16 protein-coding genes are annotated in these 16,757 nt (G+C 47.2%); 4 read left to right on the top strand and 12 right to left on the bottom strand.

The window, feature by feature from the left end:
• Nucleotides 1-230: 230 nt before the first annotated feature.
• Together AB4Y93_RS16120 and AB4Y93_RS16115 are read right to left on the bottom strand one after the other, a co-directional pair.
• A complete protein-coding gene (locus AB4Y93_RS16120) occupies nucleotides 231-863 on the bottom strand; it encodes a YigZ family protein (RefSeq protein WP_441893644.1) in 633 nt (210 codons plus the stop codon).
• Nucleotides 863-2,212, bottom strand: a complete 1,350-nt coding sequence (locus AB4Y93_RS16115; protein ID WP_441893642.1) for a glucose-6-phosphate isomerase — start codon at nucleotides 2,210-2,212, stop codon at nucleotides 863-865. The genes AB4Y93_RS16120 and AB4Y93_RS16115 overlap by 1 nt, the downstream gene beginning before the upstream one ends.
• Before the next feature lie 292 nt (nucleotides 2,213-2,504).
• On the opposite strand from AB4Y93_RS16115, the gene AB4Y93_RS16110 reads away from it, so the two are divergent.
• Nucleotides 2,505-3,410 (top strand): NAD(P)-dependent oxidoreductase, encoded by a 906-nt coding sequence (locus tag AB4Y93_RS16110; RefSeq protein WP_441893640.1) that lies wholly within the window; start codon nucleotides 2,505-2,507, stop codon nucleotides 3,408-3,410.
• Nucleotides 3,411-3,737: 327 nt separating this feature from the next.
• Here AB4Y93_RS16110 and ppnP read toward each other — a convergent pair whose 3' ends face one another.
• From ppnP to AB4Y93_RS16090, 4 genes are all read right to left on the bottom strand, one after another.
• Nucleotides 3,738-4,055, bottom strand: a complete 318-nt coding sequence (ppnP, locus tag AB4Y93_RS16105; protein WP_167282030.1) for a pyrimidine/purine nucleoside phosphorylase — start codon at nucleotides 4,053-4,055, stop codon at nucleotides 3,738-3,740.
• 34 nt (nucleotides 4,056-4,089) lie between these two features.
• A complete protein-coding gene (gene tkt / locus AB4Y93_RS16100) occupies nucleotides 4,090-6,108 on the bottom strand; it encodes a transketolase (RefSeq protein ID WP_441893637.1) in 2,019 nt (672 codons plus the stop codon).
• Between the two features lie 154 nt (nucleotides 6,109-6,262).
• Nucleotides 6,263-7,141: a formyltetrahydrofolate deformylase gene (gene purU, locus AB4Y93_RS16095; protein ID WP_441893635.1), complete on the bottom strand. Its 879-nt coding sequence runs from the start codon at nucleotides 7,139-7,141 to the stop codon at nucleotides 6,263-6,265.
• A 47-nt stretch (nucleotides 7,142-7,188) separates the two neighbouring features.
• Nucleotides 7,189-8,319, bottom strand: a complete 1,131-nt coding sequence (locus AB4Y93_RS16090; protein ID WP_441893633.1) for a deoxyribonuclease IV — start codon at nucleotides 8,317-8,319, stop codon at nucleotides 7,189-7,191.
• Between the two features lie 101 nt (nucleotides 8,320-8,420).
• On the opposite strand from AB4Y93_RS16090, the gene AB4Y93_RS16085 reads away from it, so the two are divergent.
• From AB4Y93_RS16085 to AB4Y93_RS16075, 3 genes are all read left to right on the top strand, one after another.
• The gene (locus tag AB4Y93_RS16085; RefSeq protein WP_167282022.1) at nucleotides 8,421-8,858 is read left to right on the top strand and encodes a DUF2621 domain-containing protein; all 438 of its coding nucleotides are present in this window, start codon (nucleotides 8,421-8,423) and stop codon (nucleotides 8,856-8,858) included.
• A 355-nt stretch (nucleotides 8,859-9,213) separates the two neighbouring features.
• Nucleotides 9,214-9,723, top strand: a complete 510-nt coding sequence (locus AB4Y93_RS16080; protein ID WP_441893631.1) for a hypothetical protein — start codon at nucleotides 9,214-9,216, stop codon at nucleotides 9,721-9,723.
• A gap of 18 nt (nucleotides 9,724-9,741) precedes the next feature.
• The gene (locus tag AB4Y93_RS16075) at nucleotides 9,742-10,647 is read left to right on the top strand and encodes a TIGR01777 family oxidoreductase (protein ID WP_441893939.1); all 906 of its coding nucleotides are present in this window, start codon (nucleotides 9,742-9,744) and stop codon (nucleotides 10,645-10,647) included.
• A gap of 9 nt (nucleotides 10,648-10,656) precedes the next feature.
• Here the strand turns inward: AB4Y93_RS16075 and AB4Y93_RS16070 are convergent, their stop codons facing one another.
• From AB4Y93_RS16070 to AB4Y93_RS16045, 6 genes are read right to left on the bottom strand one after another with little or no spacing between them, the layout of a single operon-like run.
• Nucleotides 10,657-12,150 (bottom strand): DUF6382 domain-containing protein, encoded by a 1,494-nt coding sequence (locus tag AB4Y93_RS16070; protein WP_441893629.1) that lies wholly within the window; start codon nucleotides 12,148-12,150, stop codon nucleotides 10,657-10,659.
• 17 nt (nucleotides 12,151-12,167) lie between these two features.
• Nucleotides 12,168-12,683: an A24 family peptidase gene (locus AB4Y93_RS16065; RefSeq protein ID WP_441893627.1), complete on the bottom strand. Its 516-nt coding sequence runs from the start codon at nucleotides 12,681-12,683 to the stop codon at nucleotides 12,168-12,170.
• On the bottom strand, nucleotides 12,680-13,651 hold the full coding sequence (locus tag AB4Y93_RS16060) for a TadE/TadG family type IV pilus assembly protein (RefSeq protein ID WP_441893625.1): 972 nt from the start codon (nucleotides 13,649-13,651) through the stop codon (nucleotides 12,680-12,682). The genes AB4Y93_RS16065 and AB4Y93_RS16060 overlap by 4 nt, the downstream gene beginning before the upstream one ends.
• Nucleotides 13,617-15,845 carry a hypothetical protein gene (locus tag AB4Y93_RS16055; RefSeq protein ID WP_441893623.1) on the bottom strand — a complete coding sequence of 743 codons (2,229 nt, stop codon included), beginning with the start codon at nucleotides 15,843-15,845 and terminating at the stop codon, nucleotides 13,617-13,619. The genes AB4Y93_RS16060 and AB4Y93_RS16055 overlap by 35 nt, the downstream gene beginning before the upstream one ends.
• The gene (locus AB4Y93_RS16050) at nucleotides 15,842-16,564 is read right to left on the bottom strand and encodes a TadE/TadG family type IV pilus assembly protein (protein WP_441893621.1); all 723 of its coding nucleotides are present in this window, start codon (nucleotides 16,562-16,564) and stop codon (nucleotides 15,842-15,844) included. The genes AB4Y93_RS16055 and AB4Y93_RS16050 overlap by 4 nt, the downstream gene beginning before the upstream one ends.
• Nucleotides 16,536-16,724 (bottom strand): Flp1 family type IVb pilin, encoded by a 189-nt coding sequence (locus tag AB4Y93_RS16045; RefSeq protein ID WP_167282008.1) that lies wholly within the window; start codon nucleotides 16,722-16,724, stop codon nucleotides 16,536-16,538. The genes AB4Y93_RS16050 and AB4Y93_RS16045 overlap by 29 nt, the downstream gene beginning before the upstream one ends.
• Between the last annotated feature and the right edge of the window lie 33 nt (nucleotides 16,725-16,757).

The raw sequence follows: 16,757 nt of genomic DNA, 5'->3' as shown, positions 1-16,757 counted from the left end.
CCTCCAAACCATCGGCTCGAGCCGCAGGTGTTTGCTGAAATAAATGTTAGTAAATATAGAATTCCTATTAGATCACTTGGTATTCTTAATTTAGCAGACAACAACTGGTCTAGTCAATCCCATTTTTACAATTTCTGCTCTGTTTGGCTGTCCAAATTTGTTATTTTCGATTCTATATCAAGCAAAAGCCGCACATTGTCTTGGGCTCAAGACAACATGCGGCTTTTTCATTATTCGCCTTCAATATAATAAAGCTCTTCGCCTTCAGTGATTACCGCTTGGCCTTGGGTCAAATCAGTCATCCATGCGATAAAGGCATCCGCTTCCGAAACGACAGGCAGGCATTTTACGATAACACGGTCCATAAATTCGGTTCCGCCAAGCCGCGTGCCCCGGCCATGGAGCTCATTCTCCAATTTACCGTACCACGTGTAGTCCACGTCAACGAATACTTCACGGTGCAGTACTTTAACGATCTCTCCAGCTGCTTCGATGCCGGCCACAGCTCCATCCGTATAGGCACGGACAAGACCGCCTGCTCCAAGCATAATACCGCCAAAATAACGGGTTACGACAACCGCAACATTTTTTAACCCCTTATGCTTGATGACCTCAAGGATTGGCTTGCCAGCCGTTCCACTTGGTTCACCATCATCGGATGCTTTCTGATGCTGGTCGCGTCCCCCTACAACATAAGCAGAGCAGTTATGCGTCGCACTGCGGTGAAGCCGTTTAATCTCATCAATGAAAGCAACAGCTTCTTCTTCCGTCTCTACCGGCTTCGCATATCCGATAAACCGAGATTTCTTAATGACGATCTCTTCGCTGTTATACTCTCTTACCGTTGAAAAACGTTCCAGCATTACAGACGAGCTTCGAGCTCAGCCTTTTCTTTCTCATAGCCCGGTTTACCCAGCAGAGCAAACATGTTCGTTTTATACGCTTCAACACCAGGTTGATCGAATGGATTCACGCCAAGCAGGTAACCGCTGATGCCACATGCTTTCTCGAAGAAGTACACCATGTAACCAAATGTATATGGTGTCATGTCCGCAATGTTCACGATAAAGTTAGGCACTTGACCGTCAGTATGAGCAAGTAGAGTACCTTGGAATGCTTTTTTGTTCACGAAGTCCATTGTTTTGCCTGTCAGGAAGTTAAGTCCATCAAGGTCAGCAGCGTCAGTACCGATTGTGATATGCTCCGATACTTCGTTTACTTGGATAACAGTCTCAAAGATGTTACGGTTACCCTCTTGAATGAATTGGCCCATCGAGTGCAGGTCTGTCGAGAAATCAACGGATGCCGGATAGATGCCTTTGTAGTCTTTGCCTTCGCTTTCGCCGAAGAGCTGTTTCCACCACTCGGATACAAAGTGCAGGTTTGGCTCGTAGTTCACGAGAATTTCTGTTACTTTGCCCTTGCGGTACAGCGCATTACGTGCTGCTGCATATTGATAAGCCTCGTTCTCAGCGAGGTTCGGATTGCTGTATTCTTTGGATGCGTCTGCTGCACCTTGCATCATCGCGTCGATGTCGATGCCAGCAACGGCGATTGGCAGAAGGCCTACCGCTGTCAGAACGGAGTAACGACCGCCTACGTCATCAGGAATAATGAACGACTCATAACCTTCTTCAGTCGCCAGCTTTTTGAGGGCGCCTTTAGCTTGGTCAGTTGTTGCATAGATCCGTTTGCGAGCTTCTTCTTTACCATATTTGCGCTCCAGTGCTTCACGGAAAATACGGAAGGCAATCGCAGGCTCAGTTGTTGTGCCGGATTTGGAGATGACGTTGATCGACCATTCACGGCCTTCGATCAATTGAAGCAGGTGAGTCACATAAGTGGAGCTGATGTTGTTGCCTGCGAACAGAACTTGAGGAGTCTTGCGTTGTTCTTTCGTTTGCAGATTGTAGAAGGAGTTCGACAGCATCTCAATCGCTGCACGTGCGCCGAGGTAAGAACCACCGATACCGATTACGATCAAAACTTCGGAATCGGAGTTGATTTTCTCAGCAGCTTGCTTAATACGAGCAAATTCTTCTTTGTCATAATTAGTTGGCAGATCGATCCAGCCAAGGTAGTCAGATCCTGCGCCAGTACCGTTATGTAATTGTTCGTGGGCGACACGAACTTGTTCTGTTTGGTGATCAATTTCATGTTGTCCAATAAAGCCAAGTGCTTTCGTGTAATCAAATTTTACTGTTTTACTCATTAAAAAAAGGCCTCCCTGATCATGTTTTTCAGTAACCTGCTTGTCTTAGCCTTTAGAATATAGGATTTAGATTTGAAAAACAAGCGACTAAACAATGAAAAAGGTATGAAGATTATCTATAATGATTAGTAAAAGTATTTATAGCTGATGGATAATCCATCATACCAAGGTGAAACGGCTTCGCCGTCCTTTGACAGCGTGGCGCGTTTCACTCCGAAGAATTCTAAGCCATTTTATAAGGTAATACTTATAAATACTTTAGGATTTATAAATGCACAGGAGGGAAAATAAAATGAAAAAAATTGGATTTATCGGCCTTGGTGTTATGGGCTATGGAATGGCTGCGAACCTGCTTCGCAAAGGATTTGACGTTACGGTCTACAACCGGACATCCGGAAAAGCCGGCGAGTTGATTACACTTGGTGCAAAAGAAGCAGCAACCCCAGCGGACATTGTTCGCGGATCGGATATCGTTATTACCATGATCAGTAATGATGCTGCCATCCGTGAGGTTTACTTTGGCGAGAATGGTATCTTCGGAGCAGTCGCTTCGGGTACAACACTGATCGACAGCAGTACCATCTCCCCATCCTTGGCTCTAGAGCTGACAGAAGCAGCCGAATCAAAGGGTGCTGTATTCCTGGATGCTCCAGTAACAGGCAGTAAGCCCGCTGCAGAGGGCGGTACACTGACGTTTATGGTCGGCGGTACTGACGCTGCTCTCAAAGCCGTGGAGGACGTTCTTCTTGCCATGGGACGCAAAGTGATACATATGGGGGCTAACGGCAGCGGTGCTACCGCCAAGCTCGCCCATAACACGATTGTCGGCATTAATATGGCGGCACTTGCCGAAGGTATGGCAATTGCAGCAAAAGGCGGTATTAACGGCAGCGCGTTCTTCGAGCTCGTGCAATCGGGTGGTGCAGCCAGCCGGACGGCGGAGCTGAAAGGCGATAAAATTCTCGCAAGCGACTATGACGTCCAGTTCTCTTTAGCGCTTATGCTGAAGGACCTTCGCTTATCATCCGTATTATCGGATAATTTGAAGGTACCAACCCCAATGCTTGAAGCTGCAAAAAGCTTGTTCCAGGTCGGCGACTCTATGGGTCTTGGCGAGCTTGACATGAGCAGCGTCACGCAAGCCTACGAGCAATGGATCGGCCGTAAAATCGGTGATAAAAATAACAAGAAAGTGTAATTAATTGTGGCCATGCAGTTCCTATCATGGCCACTTTTTTTTAGTTTCTTGCTGTTTTTGAAATTAACAGGTTAATGGCAACGGAGCATTTCAATGATTCTGGAGAAGCGTTAGCGCATGCTTACGAAGCAGCTTTCTTGCAGAAAGCTTTCAAGCGGTCGTTTTTGTGAAGGGATACCAACCATACCTCGTTGATTCAAAGGAATCCCTGAGCAATGGCGATCGGAAGAACATTGAAATGCGCAGTGTGCTGTTTAACCTAAATACAAAGGGGCCGTCCCATCGTCATATTTATGACGAATGGGACGGCCCCTTTTTCAATCAATGCTATTCGTAGATGTAAGAGCAGCAGTAGTCGGCTACTGTCGCTACTTGAAGCTTGAATTTCGTGTTAGCTGGAACGGTAAATTCACCTTTACCTTGGATATGCAGCCATTCTGTTTCCCCAGGAAGCTGCACTTTCAGGTCACCAGCCAAAATTTCCATAATTTCAATGCAATCCGTGCCGAACTCATAGTCGCCAGGAAGCATAATGCCAAGCGTTTTTTTCGTGCCGTCTGCGAACAGGACAGCACGGCTTGTTACTTTACCGTCAAAGTAAACATTAGCTTCTTTGACAACAGTTACATTTTCAAATTGTGACATTATGGTTAGCTCCTCTACGCCAATACTTATTGGATTACAGTACGGACTTAACTTTGCTCACTACGTTCTCAACAGTGAAGCCGTATTCTTTGATTACGCGATCGCCAGGAGCGGATGCGCCGAAACGATCGATTGCGATAATCGTGCCTTGGTCGCCAACATAACGTTCCCAACCAAATGGATGAGCCATTTCTACCGCTACGCGAGCTTTAACTTCTGGCAGAATAACGGAATCTCTGTAAGCTTTCTCTTGTTTCTCGAACAGATCCCAGCTTGGCATGCTGATAACACGAACTTGAATGCCCTCTTCAGCAAGTGCTTTTTGAGCAGCAACAGCAAGTTGAACCTCGGAACCTGTAGCGATGATTTGAGCTTGTGGAGCGCCGTTTGCTGCATCAGATACAACATAAGCACCACGTTTGATGTTGTCACGGGAACCAGTTACAGTGCCTTCCAGGATCGGCAGGTTTTGACGAGTCAGAACAAGCGCTACTGGATTGCTTTGGTTTTCAACCGCGTAAGCCCAAGCTGCAGAAGTTTCGTTCGCATCAGCAGGACGAATAACTGTCAGATCAGGAATGATGCGGATCGAAGCCAGTTGCTCGATAGGTTCATGTGTAGGACCGTCTTCGCCAACAGCGATCGAGTCATGCGTCAGAACGTAAGTTACTGGTTGCTTCATGATAGCAGCAAGACGAATAGCTGGACGCAGGTAGTCTGTGAATACGAAGAACGTACCACCGAATACTCTCATACCGCCATGCAGACTCATGCCGTTCATTGCTGCAGCCATACCGAACTCACGAACACCATAGTAGATGTTGCGGCCGTCGTAGCTGCCTGGTTTGAATTGTTCAAGACCTTTAAGGTGAGTCATTGTCGAGCTCTCCAGGTCAGCGGAACCGCCAGCCAGGTTAGGCACGTTTTTCACTAGGCCGTTCAGGGCGTTACCCGATGCTACGCGAGTCGATACTGCGTTGTCAGCCGTTGTGTATTTAGGAAGGTCAGCGTCCCAGCCTTCAGGCAGTTGGCCGGAAGTAGCAAGCTCGAATTGAGTTGCGAGTTCTGGGTTAGCCGCTTTGTAAGCTGCGAACATTTCGTTCCATTTTGCATTTGCTTGCTCGCCGTTTTGTTTCACTTCTGCGAAGTGAGCGCGAACTTCGTCTGGTACATGGAATTGATGATCTTCCGACCAGCCGTAGAATTGTTTTGTCAATTTAGTCTCATCAGCACCCAGTGGGGAACCGTGAGGACCAGCATGTCCACCTTTGCCGCCTTTGTTCGGGCTGCCGTAACCGATAACAGTTTTGACCTCGATCAAAGTTGGTTTACCTGCTTCAGCTTGCGCTTCAGCGATTGCTTTGGACAATGCATTCAGATCGTTGCCGTCTTCTACGCGAAGAACTTGCCAGCCGTAACCTTCGAAACGTTTTTGAACGCTCTCGGAGTAGGACAGATCAAGTGCGCCGTCAAGGGAGATATCATTCGAATCATATAGAACAACCAATTTGCCAAGCTTCAAGTGACCTGCGAAGGAAGCTGCCTCATGAGAGATACCTTCCATCAAGTCGCCGTCGCCGCAAATGGAGTATGTGAAGTGATCAACAACGTTAAAGCCTTCTTTGTTGTAAGTCGCTGAAAGGTGAGCTTCTGCCATCGCCATACCTACTGCCATTGCAACACCTTGTCCAAGTGGACCAGTTGTAGCGTCAACGCCAGCAGTGTGGCCGAACTCTGGGTGACCTGGTGTCAGGGAGCCCCATTGACGGAAGTTTTGCAGCTCTTCCAGTGGAAGATCATAACCGCTCAGGTGAAGCAAGCTGTAAAGCAGCATCGAACCATGTCCTGCGGACAGAACAAAACGGTCACGGTTAATCCAAGTCGGGTTCGACGGATTGTGGTTCATGTTTTTCGCGAACAATTGGTAGCCCATTGGAGCTGCGCCCATAGGCATACCTGGATGTCCGGATTTAGCTTTCTCGATGGAGTCGATTGCAAGTGTGCGGATCGTGTCGATCGAAAGCTGTTCAATCGATTTTTGTGTAACTGTCATTACATACTTCCTCCTAATTCCTGTGTAAAATTGCTCGTTCTCTCTATATTTCATGATATAGCGCGAGTTGTAGCGCAATGGCTTTGAATATTGTACCATTCCGAAAACACGTTTGCCATCTTTAAAATATAGAATTTCTAGAGCATTTATTGGATTAATTGAAGACTACGGTCTTGTTTTGATGCACAATGATGCGGTCTTCGGTATGCCATTTCACAGCACGTGCGAGTACTACACGCTCAATTGTACGACCAATACGCTTCAATTCCTCTACGTTGTCACGGTGGCTGACGCGCTGGACGTCCTGCTCGATAATCGGGCCGCCATCGAGTTCCTCCGTTACATAATGTGCCGTTGCGCCGATGATTTTAACACCACGGTTATACGCTTGCGCATACGGCTTGCCGCCAACAAAGGCCGGAAGGAAGGAATGATGGATATTGATAATGCGGTTCGGGAATTGCTCGATAAATTTCGGCGAGATAATCTGCATATATCTGGCAAGCACGATGAGGTCAGCTTTGTCAGCGACCACTTCCATCTGCTTGCGCTCTGCTTCCACCTTCGAATCAGCTGTTACCGGAATATGATGATACGGAATACCAAATGACTCGACCATATCCTTCATATCCGGATGGTTGCTGACAACCATCGAGATGTCCGCGTCCAGATCGCCTGCTTTCCACTGCCACAGAAGCTCCATTAAGCAATGGTCTTCCTTCGACACGAAGATTGCAAGGCGCTTCTTGCGGCTCGCACGGAACGTATGCCACTTCATATCGAAACGATCTGCCACACGGGCAAAATCTTCGACAAGAATAGGCAATTCCTTGTCCATATCGTTCAAATCAAATTCAAAACGGATGAAAAACATTCCGCCTTCCGGATCCATTGTATATTGGTCCGATTGTACGATATTAGCCCCATGCTCGTACAAAAAATGGGAAACCGCCGCCACGATACCCGGTCGATCCGGGCACGAGATCAGCATGCGCGCGCGTCCGCTGCGCGACTCAGTAGTTGTTGAAGACATAAACGTTAAAACTTCCTTCCTTTTGCAATGGTTATCTTAAAGCATAATTACACATTCTTAAGCAATTGCTTACCTGCGAACCATGCTGTAATCCGTTGGTTGACTTGCTCTTCACTCAAATCGCCCGGAAGTGCGTCACTGTCAGCCAGCAAATCGAACAAGCGCTCCATCGGCTCGCGTGGATCTGCTTTTTTCGCCTTAGCATCGTTCTTCAGCACATCCCAAGTCGACAGGACAAATGTACGAGGGTCGATTTCCTGCTTGCCATAGAAATGATGCAGACGTTCTACATGGTCGAAGAAGGATTCGCCGAAACGATCCATCGCATCGCCGCGAAGCAATGCAATCTCTGCTTCATACATCGGGAATTGCTTTTTATCGTCTTTACCAATCCATGGTGTCTCCAAAATAAACGGTCTGCCTGCAAGCCCCTCATGATGAACGATCGAACGGATCGCCTCATGTCCAAGCCAACCTGCACCTACAGGAGCGTGACGGTCTTTGCCTGCTCCACATGGGTTTTTACTGTCATTAACATGGACAACTGCAACACGGTCAAGTCCAACAATTTGATCAAACTTCTGAAGTACACCGTCCAAATCGCCAACCAGATCATAACCTGCATCATGCATATGGCAAGTGTCCATACATACCGTTAGACGCTCATTGTTTTGCACTTTATCAATGATCTGCGCAATCTCTTCAAAGCTGCGGCCAATCTCTGTTCCTTTGCCAGCCATTGTCTCAAGAGCAATGTTAACATTTGTATCCTTTGTACCTTCCAAAACTTCATTAAGACCTTCGGCTATACGGGCAATGCCAAATTCCGCGTCCTTATCCGTATAAGCACCAGGATGAAGCACGATATTTCTTACACCGATATAATCGGTACGGCGGATTTCCTCCTGGAGGAAACGTACAGCCAGCTCGAAGGTATCGTCCTTGTAGGAGCCCAGATTAATGATATATGGCGCATGCACCACAATCTCATTAATGCCAGCCGTCTCCATCATCGCTTTGCCTTCTTCAATATATAAAGATTCAATTGGCTTTCTCCGGGTATTCTGCGGTGCACCGGTATAAATCATGAAAGAGCTTGAACCATAGGACATAGCTTCTTTGGCCGCAGTAAGCAGCCCCTTGTCCGAAAATGATACATGGGAACCGATTTTCAACATCTTTTAAAACGCCCCTTTCGGTTGATCAACCCTTATTTTACAAGGAATGTCGAAATAAATCTAGGAATACGGTATAATTCTTCCTGAGGTGAAGGTACAGTATGAAATCAGCTCCCGATTGGTTTATGTTTTTCATTGTTTTCTGGGCAGTAGTGATGATCGGCGCAATGTCCATCGGCGGTTTCTTTATGTTCCGTAAGTTCCTGAAGGTGCTGCCGCAGCGAGACGGCAAGTCGAAGCTTGATTGGCAAAATTATTGGGTCGAACGGAGCCGCAGCATGTGGACGGATGACTCGAAGCATTTTCTGGACGAGTTAGTTTCCCCGGTTCCAACCGCTTTCCGCGATATTGCCAAGCATTCCATTGCGGCGAAGATCGGACAGGTAGCCATTGATAATGGCGCAACCGAGGTCACCCGGAACCACTGCATTGAAGGATACATACGCGCAACGCCAAAGCGTGATTATCGAAGCCTTGTCTCCTTCCTGGAACGTAAAGGTATAGATTACGACCCGTTTCGGCATTTGCTCAATAAATAAAGTTAGTTCGATAGGTTGCTGCGCGAGCAGCAGCCTATTGTTATACTTGTACAAATAGTGTATACAAGTATATTGGAACCTTAAACCGTTCTATTTCGTTAATATAAGCATTAGCTTACGAAGTAGAATTGCTTCACAATTCTTAAGCTAGTGCTTACGAAGCAAGAATTGCTTCACAATTCTTAAGCTACTGCTTACGAAGTAGAATTGCTTCACAATTCTTAAGCTAGTGCTTACGAAGCAAGAATTGCTTCACAATTCTTAAGCTAATGCTTACGAAGCAGAATTGCTTCACAATTCTTAAGCTAATGCTTACGAAGCAGAATTGCTTCACAATTCTTTTAGGAGGTGCCCTATGACAACTATGAAAACAAAAAAGAAGAGCAGCTTAATCGCGGCTAGCGCCGTACTACTCGCCGTTATGATGACCGCATCTGCATGCGGCTCAGACAAAGCCAGCACAAACAATACGGAGCAAGGCTCGTCGGTTGAACAACCAGCAAATGCTGCACCTGAAGCAAGTACTGATCCGGCAGCAGAAAATAATAACAGTACAGAGAATAACAACAGCGGCGTAATGGATCCTGAAACCGCATCGCCGGATCCGGCAACAAGCGCAGCACCTGAAGAAAGTGTCGTCAAGACAAATGAAGGGGTCTTTGTTGGACAAGCTGATACAACCTCGGTTGAGATCGATCTGCCCGAAGGACCAATGGTCCTTCAATTTACAGAAGACATGACTGATACTCTTAATAGCATCGCTCCCGATACTAAGGTCCAATTCGAATATACCGAGAAAGTCATTGGAAGCGGCGATCAGCAAGTAACGCAATACTTCCTGAAGAAAGTGGAAGCCAAATCCTAAATTGAAGGCGGATGAATGATGCGTGTTGCAGTAACGGGAGGCACCGGCTTTGTTGGCCGGAGGCTGGTGAAAGCATTGCTTGAACGCGGCGACGAAGTATGGATTGTATCGAGAGCTAGTACGACCGATTCCTCACAAGCAAATACCAAGCTTCATTATGTGACATGGAATGAGCTTGCCACATCGCCTGAAAGATTAGAAGGCATGGACACCATTGTGAACCTGGCCGGCGAAAGCATAAACCAGCGGTGGACTTCAGCAGCCAAACAGAGAGTACTGCAATCCCGGATAGATGCCGCAGCACGTATCGCAGCGCTAATTGAAAGATTGAACCAGAAGCCGGAGGCCGTTATTAATGCCTCCGGCATTTCTGCGTACGGAAGCTCTCTCACAAAAACATTCGACGAGACCAGCCCCATCAATGTAACCGACTTCCTATCGGGCGTAGTAGAGCAATGGGAAAAGGCGGCCGATACCATTCCGGTGAAGCGACTTGTAAAACTTCGTGTAGGAGTTGTGCTGAATAAGGAAGGTGGGGCTTATCCACTAATGACCTTGCCTCATCGCTTGTTCGCCGGAGGCAAGCTTGGCAGCGGCACGCAGTGGCTGTCCTGGATCCATTTGGAGGATATGATCACGCTGCTTCTATTTTGTATCGATAATGATACGATCCAAGGTCCGGTTAACGGTTCTGCTCCTGAACCCGTGACGAATGATACCTTTGGACGAGCACTGGGCCGGGCTATAGGCAGGCCTCATTGGCTTCCCGCACCTGCTTTTCTAATGAAAGCTGTGCTCGGAGAAATGTCCTCGTTGCTCCTTGACGGCCAGCGTGCCATTCCACGCAAAGCATTAGAGCATGGCTTTGCGTTCAAATATCCCGATATTGAAAGTGCTATGAAGGAATTAACAAACAAAAGCTGAAGACGAGAGTCAGCCTCTCATCTTCAGCTCATATTTAGGCCCGCTGCTGCCAGCAAGCTGAATAACATCCCCTACTGCCAAAGGATATGACTTATACGGAATCATTGTTTGTCCGTTCAGCATACTGCCGTTCCGGGATCCCAAATCCTTCGCCCGAAAAGTCCCCGCTTCCCTCTCTAGTTCCAAATGAAGCCGTGAAATCCCATGCGCTTCTTCCTCATAGCTGACCTGTTCGCCTAATCGGCCGATTGTAAACCGTACTTCCTGCCAATTTATCCATGCACCGCCGCCTGCCCACTCCCGATATAATGACGGTTCTAATCCCTGTTCACCTTCCCGCTCCATCAGCAGCACCGTTGCTTCAGCTGCATTCTCTTTGCTCCGGAGATCGGCAGTGTTCCCTACGTAAGCGTATGATCCAGCTTCTAAATCAACAATTGGCTTAGCTGGAATATTAAACTCAGCCTTGTCCATAAGACGCTCTTCCTCTTCATAACGCGGCCACATCCCGAGTGGCTGTGATTCTGGAATAAACTCTTCCGACTCCTCGTTTTGTGCCAATAACCCTGTTGGCAGCCTCCGCATCCACACCATATATAAAGCAGCGATTCCCATAAAACTCAAACCCAAACTAATATATAAGCTGCTTCTTGAATGAGAAGGCATATAAATATATTTCCATACACAAGCGACAGCTATCGCAACGACAGCAGCTGTAATCCATAGCTTCTTTTTCGTTGTATCGGAATCAGGCTCCTCTTCTACTTCTACCAACTGAATAGGCTGATTATCAGCAGCATGAAGCTTTACTTGCGGTATAGGCATTTCGGTTTGAAGACGTAAAGGATCAATAGATTCAGACTGCCTGGCCGCCGGGATAAAAGAAGGCACAATTGGCTGGTTTGGACGAGGCCCCGATTGGATAAAAGCATCCCCAATCAGTCCGAGTAAAACAGACCGAAGCTCGCTTAACGGCCATTTGCTCCCGTTGAGGGGCTGAAGCACTCGCTGCAAACCAGCTCCGTCAATTTCTTGAATATAAGCCGTCCAGCGGACGACCAGCGAAAGCAAGTCACCTGCACTCGGAACACCGTCAAGCTGTCCTTCTTTCAAAGGCACATAAGCAACTGCTATATCATTTAATTGCTCGCCTACAAATAAATATTGGTCATCCAGCAGGCAGCCCTCAGGCCGCAGCATATGATGCTTGCATTCTTCAAATGCTTCTACAATGCCAAGCAATAAGGTATAAAACTGCTCCATAGTCAGAGGCTGAACCTGCAGCCGGTGAAGCAGCATTTTCCTGCCAGCCAATCCGTATCGGAACGTAACACGCCCATCAATCTCCAGCCATTCAATCGGCAAGAGATGAGGAATTTTGCTGGACTGCAGCATCTGTAACTCAAGCCCATCCAGCTCTTCTCTACGAATCCCATTTTTCCGGTCAATAATCATCTCATGTCCACGATTTATCGAAAAATCAATCATAAAAGGCTGTCTCATACTTCTCCCCCTTTCAATCAGATCGTTAACATCCACATCGTTATTGCACCAGGCGCTACCGCCAGCATAAATGGAAAGGTCCTGCCGGATTTGGCCCAAGTAAACCAAGACGAAGCCCCCAAACGGCTGCCTAATGGCAAGGACGTCAGCATGGAGAGGCCTGCTGTCATTCGTCTTGCAAATGGTCTATTAAATACAAGTAGAAGCAGCCCTACTAAACCCGCATACAAAATGGCATACATCATTAATTGAAGTACAGCCATTGTTCCAATCCACGCACCGATAGCAGCAAATAACTTCACATCTCCGGCACCTATTCCTTTTGCCAAATGCAGAACAAGCAGTGGAATAAACCCTGCAGCCGCACCACCAAGAGAAAGGAGCAGGCCATGCCATCCATCCGATAACAAAGCAAAAAAGAAGCCTCCTGCTAAAAATGAAACAGTAAGGAGATTAGGTATAGTCATTGATTTCAGATCCGTATAAAAGGCTGCTAATAATAGAATCGCAACTGCTGCAAAAGGTATAGTCATGACGCGGCCTCCTCCTTCTTGACGACATCAAAATGCATGGAAACGATTTGGCCCGATGCCGAGGTTGCTGTTAACTCCCAGGTGCCCGGTGTTGTATTGCCGGAAACGAGCCAGGTCCATTGCACATAACCATTGGCATCAGCCGTTGCGCTTCCAAGATGCTTCGCTTCACTTGTGCCGCTCTTGTACTTCACTTCAAGTGAAGCAGAAGCACCAGGTGAGGTTAATGCGATTACCGTTGCTCTATTGCCGGGGCGTAACGGAACTGGCTGAATAGAAACAATCTGAATCGGTATAATGTCGGCCGAAGCTGTTTGCTCTTTTGCTGGTAAGGAATCGTTTACCCAGACACGCTCGGCAGCCTGCTCCCGTAATACGATTTTTTTATTTATAAAAGGCAACGACAATGGGAAGGTATATTCTGCTTCAATCGTCAAATACGGTTTTTCCTTCTCTTTCAAATCAGGAAGCGATAGCCGTGACAGCTTCAAACGCTCCTTCTCCAACACTGCTTCATCTGCAAACTGAAGGAGCAGCGGTTCAACGGCCGTACGTCCTATCTCAGTAGCTGCTGCATCTGTTACCGGCTTCCAGTTGCCTTCTAGAACAGCTGATGCTAATACACCAGCAGGAGCTGGCAGCCACTCCGCAGCCTCAGCCGCAAGCGTTCCACCCCAGTCCGGCAGCGGCAAATTGATTGACCCCAGATTGGGGATCGACGAGGAAGCTTTCTGGAATGCAAGATCGGCCGGACGTATATGAGTCGCAATTTGCCTGACAGTCTGCGAAGCCGTTGATTGAAGTGCCATCTGTACAGCACAGAGACGGATCAACACAATAAACAGGAGCAGGATAATAAGCAATAGAGGCATAACAAGAGCCGCCTCGAGCACGATACTGCCATCTTCCCTCTTTCTAGTCCGGTTTAATCTCCTAATAAGACCATCCAATCGTTTGCGTCGTTTCATACTTTCCGTCGACAACCTTTCCCTGCAGAGATCCAAAGTACTGAATCATGTCCATTACGCCAGGTAAAAACCACAGCTTTGCGGAAGCTTGTACCTCACCTGTAATGGCGGTGGGTACTTGAGATAACGTCACTCCGTCATTATGCTCAATGACCGCAATCATCCTAGCAAGCGAAGATGGACGGTCCGATCCGCCATGTATCAGCATAAACAACCGCAAATAATCGGTATAAGCAACATCCACATTTATATATTTGGATAATGGTGCTGCCCCTCGTTCTGTAAAAGCAACCATATCTTCCATCGTTTTCTCTAATCCGTAAACAATAGAGCAAGACAATATTAACAATGGATGTGCGGATGCCTTGCAGGCTGACAAGCCCTCCATCGTTCTTATCGCTATCCGAACGCCAATCAATTCCCCATAAGCAGCCGCCAAATTAGCTGTTGTACTATGAAACCCGTAAATGACATATTCCGCTTCTTGATTGTTAAACGCGACAGCATGAGCAAGCTCTGCCTGATCACCGTTCATTAAGAGTGCTCGAAGATTTTGTGGAGCAAAAGAAGCATAGTGCTGGAGCACATACTCCGACATATACACCGAGTCTCTCGTTTGCTCGAGCATATCTGCGATACCTCCGAACAATCCGCCGATTAAAGAGGATGCATTCTCTGCTTCCTCATGTGCGTCCCCGGCTACCTCAAGACCTGCTGCTACCGCATCGTCTGCCTTCTGATTGAATAAGAGATTATCTTTGTACCTTTTCTCGATCTCTTGAATAACCTTAAGATGCTCTTCCGTTTGAGGAACTGAAGTCATGCCATGCAGTAGATTCCTTGCCTTCGACCATAATTGACCGGCTTTTGCCTCTTGAGCCTGCCGTTCCTTCTTCACTTCTTTGTCCGTCAGCTTCTGCTCGCGCTCATCTATTCTTGAGCCTTTGCGCAAATAAGCCCCCTCGTATTGTTCATAAGCGATGCGCAGATTTACTTCGCCTTCTTTTATTTGCTCATTGTTCAAACTTGGGGTTGCTATACCCGCAGCCAAATTAGATATGAACCCTCCCGCTTCCATCTGCAAGGATGCAAAGACAGATGCCTGATCCGAAATTTCCTGATTATACTCGGTAAACCAGCTGTCAGACAATACAAGCTCATCCGCAGTATTCTGAATCTCCTTAATCTCGTTTGCCGGATCAGCCCCTATTACCTCAACATCCTCACCTGCGAGTTTTTTTCCTGTAACACGGTCATATCCATTATTGGAAGGAGCATTAGCAGCTTCCTGCTTAATCCGCTGCATCTCTTCGTTAAACTGTTTGGCTGATTGAAGTGCTTGAACCGCTTCTCCCTGCAGCTTATCATGCTGTTTCTTTGCCAAAGCCAACTCGCGGGCCATTTCGTCCATCCAGGCTCTTGCCTTTTGTTCATAATCCGTGATTTGTTCCGAATACCTGACTTTCTTCCCTTGTTCCGCCAGTTGTCTATCCGTTAGCACCCAGCTTGCATACTGTGCATAATCTCCAGCCAATCTGGCAGCATGCTGGGTACCTGTTGCTAGCGCCAATGCTTTCGTTGGAATAAGTCCAGCAACATTAGTTACTGTCTCCGCCGCATCCCGCTGCAGTTGCAGGACGGTAGACAGCTTCTCCTCCCGTTTGTCATACAGCTTTCTTAGTTCTTCAAGCATATCGATGGTAACAGTGGCTTCCTTCATCGTTCCGGAGAGTGGTGCAAACTTTGCTGCCAGCTCCAAGGTAAAATCAATTGGCGCTTTATATTTGGTCTCTTCCAGCACTTGATGGACAAAAACATCATGTTTGCCAAGTACTTCCGCAGGGTCTGTATGAGCCGACTGAAGCTCCGCCTGTACGAGCTTGAATGAATCCTCTCCTTGGATAGAGCCCGCATCCGCATCCCTTCCGAAGTTGGCCTGCACCGTTTGTTCGAATATCTCATCACCATTAGTTCCGCCTCGACCGAATAACCCGTAACGTTCATATAACCTCTCATCATAAGCAGAAAGAACAGACCGGACGCCAGACCGTGCAGCATCCTCGGTCAATTTATGCAGTACAGCAATCCGTGCATAATCAATCAGTACTGCCGAGAACAACAGCAGACCTGATAATACAACCGCAGAAAAAATCGTTATAGAGCCTTGTGAGGCATCACTTTTAACTTTGTTCACGAAGTTCCCGCTTTCTCGCCACCGCTGTATGCCTGAAGCGCTTTTCCAGCTTTTTGCTTCGACGTTCCATTATTGAATTTGCCTGTGTAATACCGGACCAGATCCACATCCCTGATAAATTGAACGGGGTCTACTATACTTGCCGATGCAACCGTCTTTGGCTCCGACAACCCAAGCGTACGTTCGAGCGGAACAAGCGACATCGGCTGCATCAGCTTAACAGCTACTTTACGATTCCATATGCTGTTTGAATAACTGACTGCCCCTTGAAAGGGCAGCCCGGTTTCACCTGTCAGCCAGGCAGATGCTTTATTCAGTTTGGCTCCAGACAGCTTTAGCGAACTCACATCCTGCATCAGAGGCAATTCCAAAGAAAGATCGGTCTCACCAGTACTCATACCAAAGAGTGAACCCAGCATATAATCCTCGCCAATACGCCAATACAAGCTGTCATATTCATGGGTGACAAGCATGCCATTACGGGCATTCCGGTGGCTATTATCCCAGCTGAATGATGCTCGTTCTGCCGTCTCCGAAGCCGAATAGTAGAGAACAACCTTTTGATAGATATACATACTGAAGAGTAGGAATAACAAGATAAGAAAAAAGATGATCGGAAATACCAAGGTTGACTCCAGCGTAAAGCTTCCTTCCGAATTCTGAAGCCAGCGGAGCCATCTGCGTACGCGATTACGAGAAAATTTTATCCGCTTCATCATCGGCTTTGCCCATTAATTTCTCAATTAGCTCGATAATCCAGTCTTTAAAAAGCAGTGCAATAATAATAACTACCGCAATAATCAGTATCACTTCAAGTGTGCCTAGACCACTTTCTGAGCGCCAGAATGAACGAGCTGCTTTCCCTATTTTTTTCAACATAATAGACATCCCCTCTAATCATTTAAGAATTGG

It is taken from the genome of Paenibacillus sp. YAF4_2 (assembly GCF_052113225.1).
Classification (GTDB): domain Bacteria; phylum Bacillota; class Bacilli; order Paenibacillales; family Paenibacillaceae; genus Pristimantibacillus.
The sequence above is the reverse complement of the archived record's forward strand: the minus strand, read 5'-3'. Positions and strand labels throughout refer to the sequence as shown.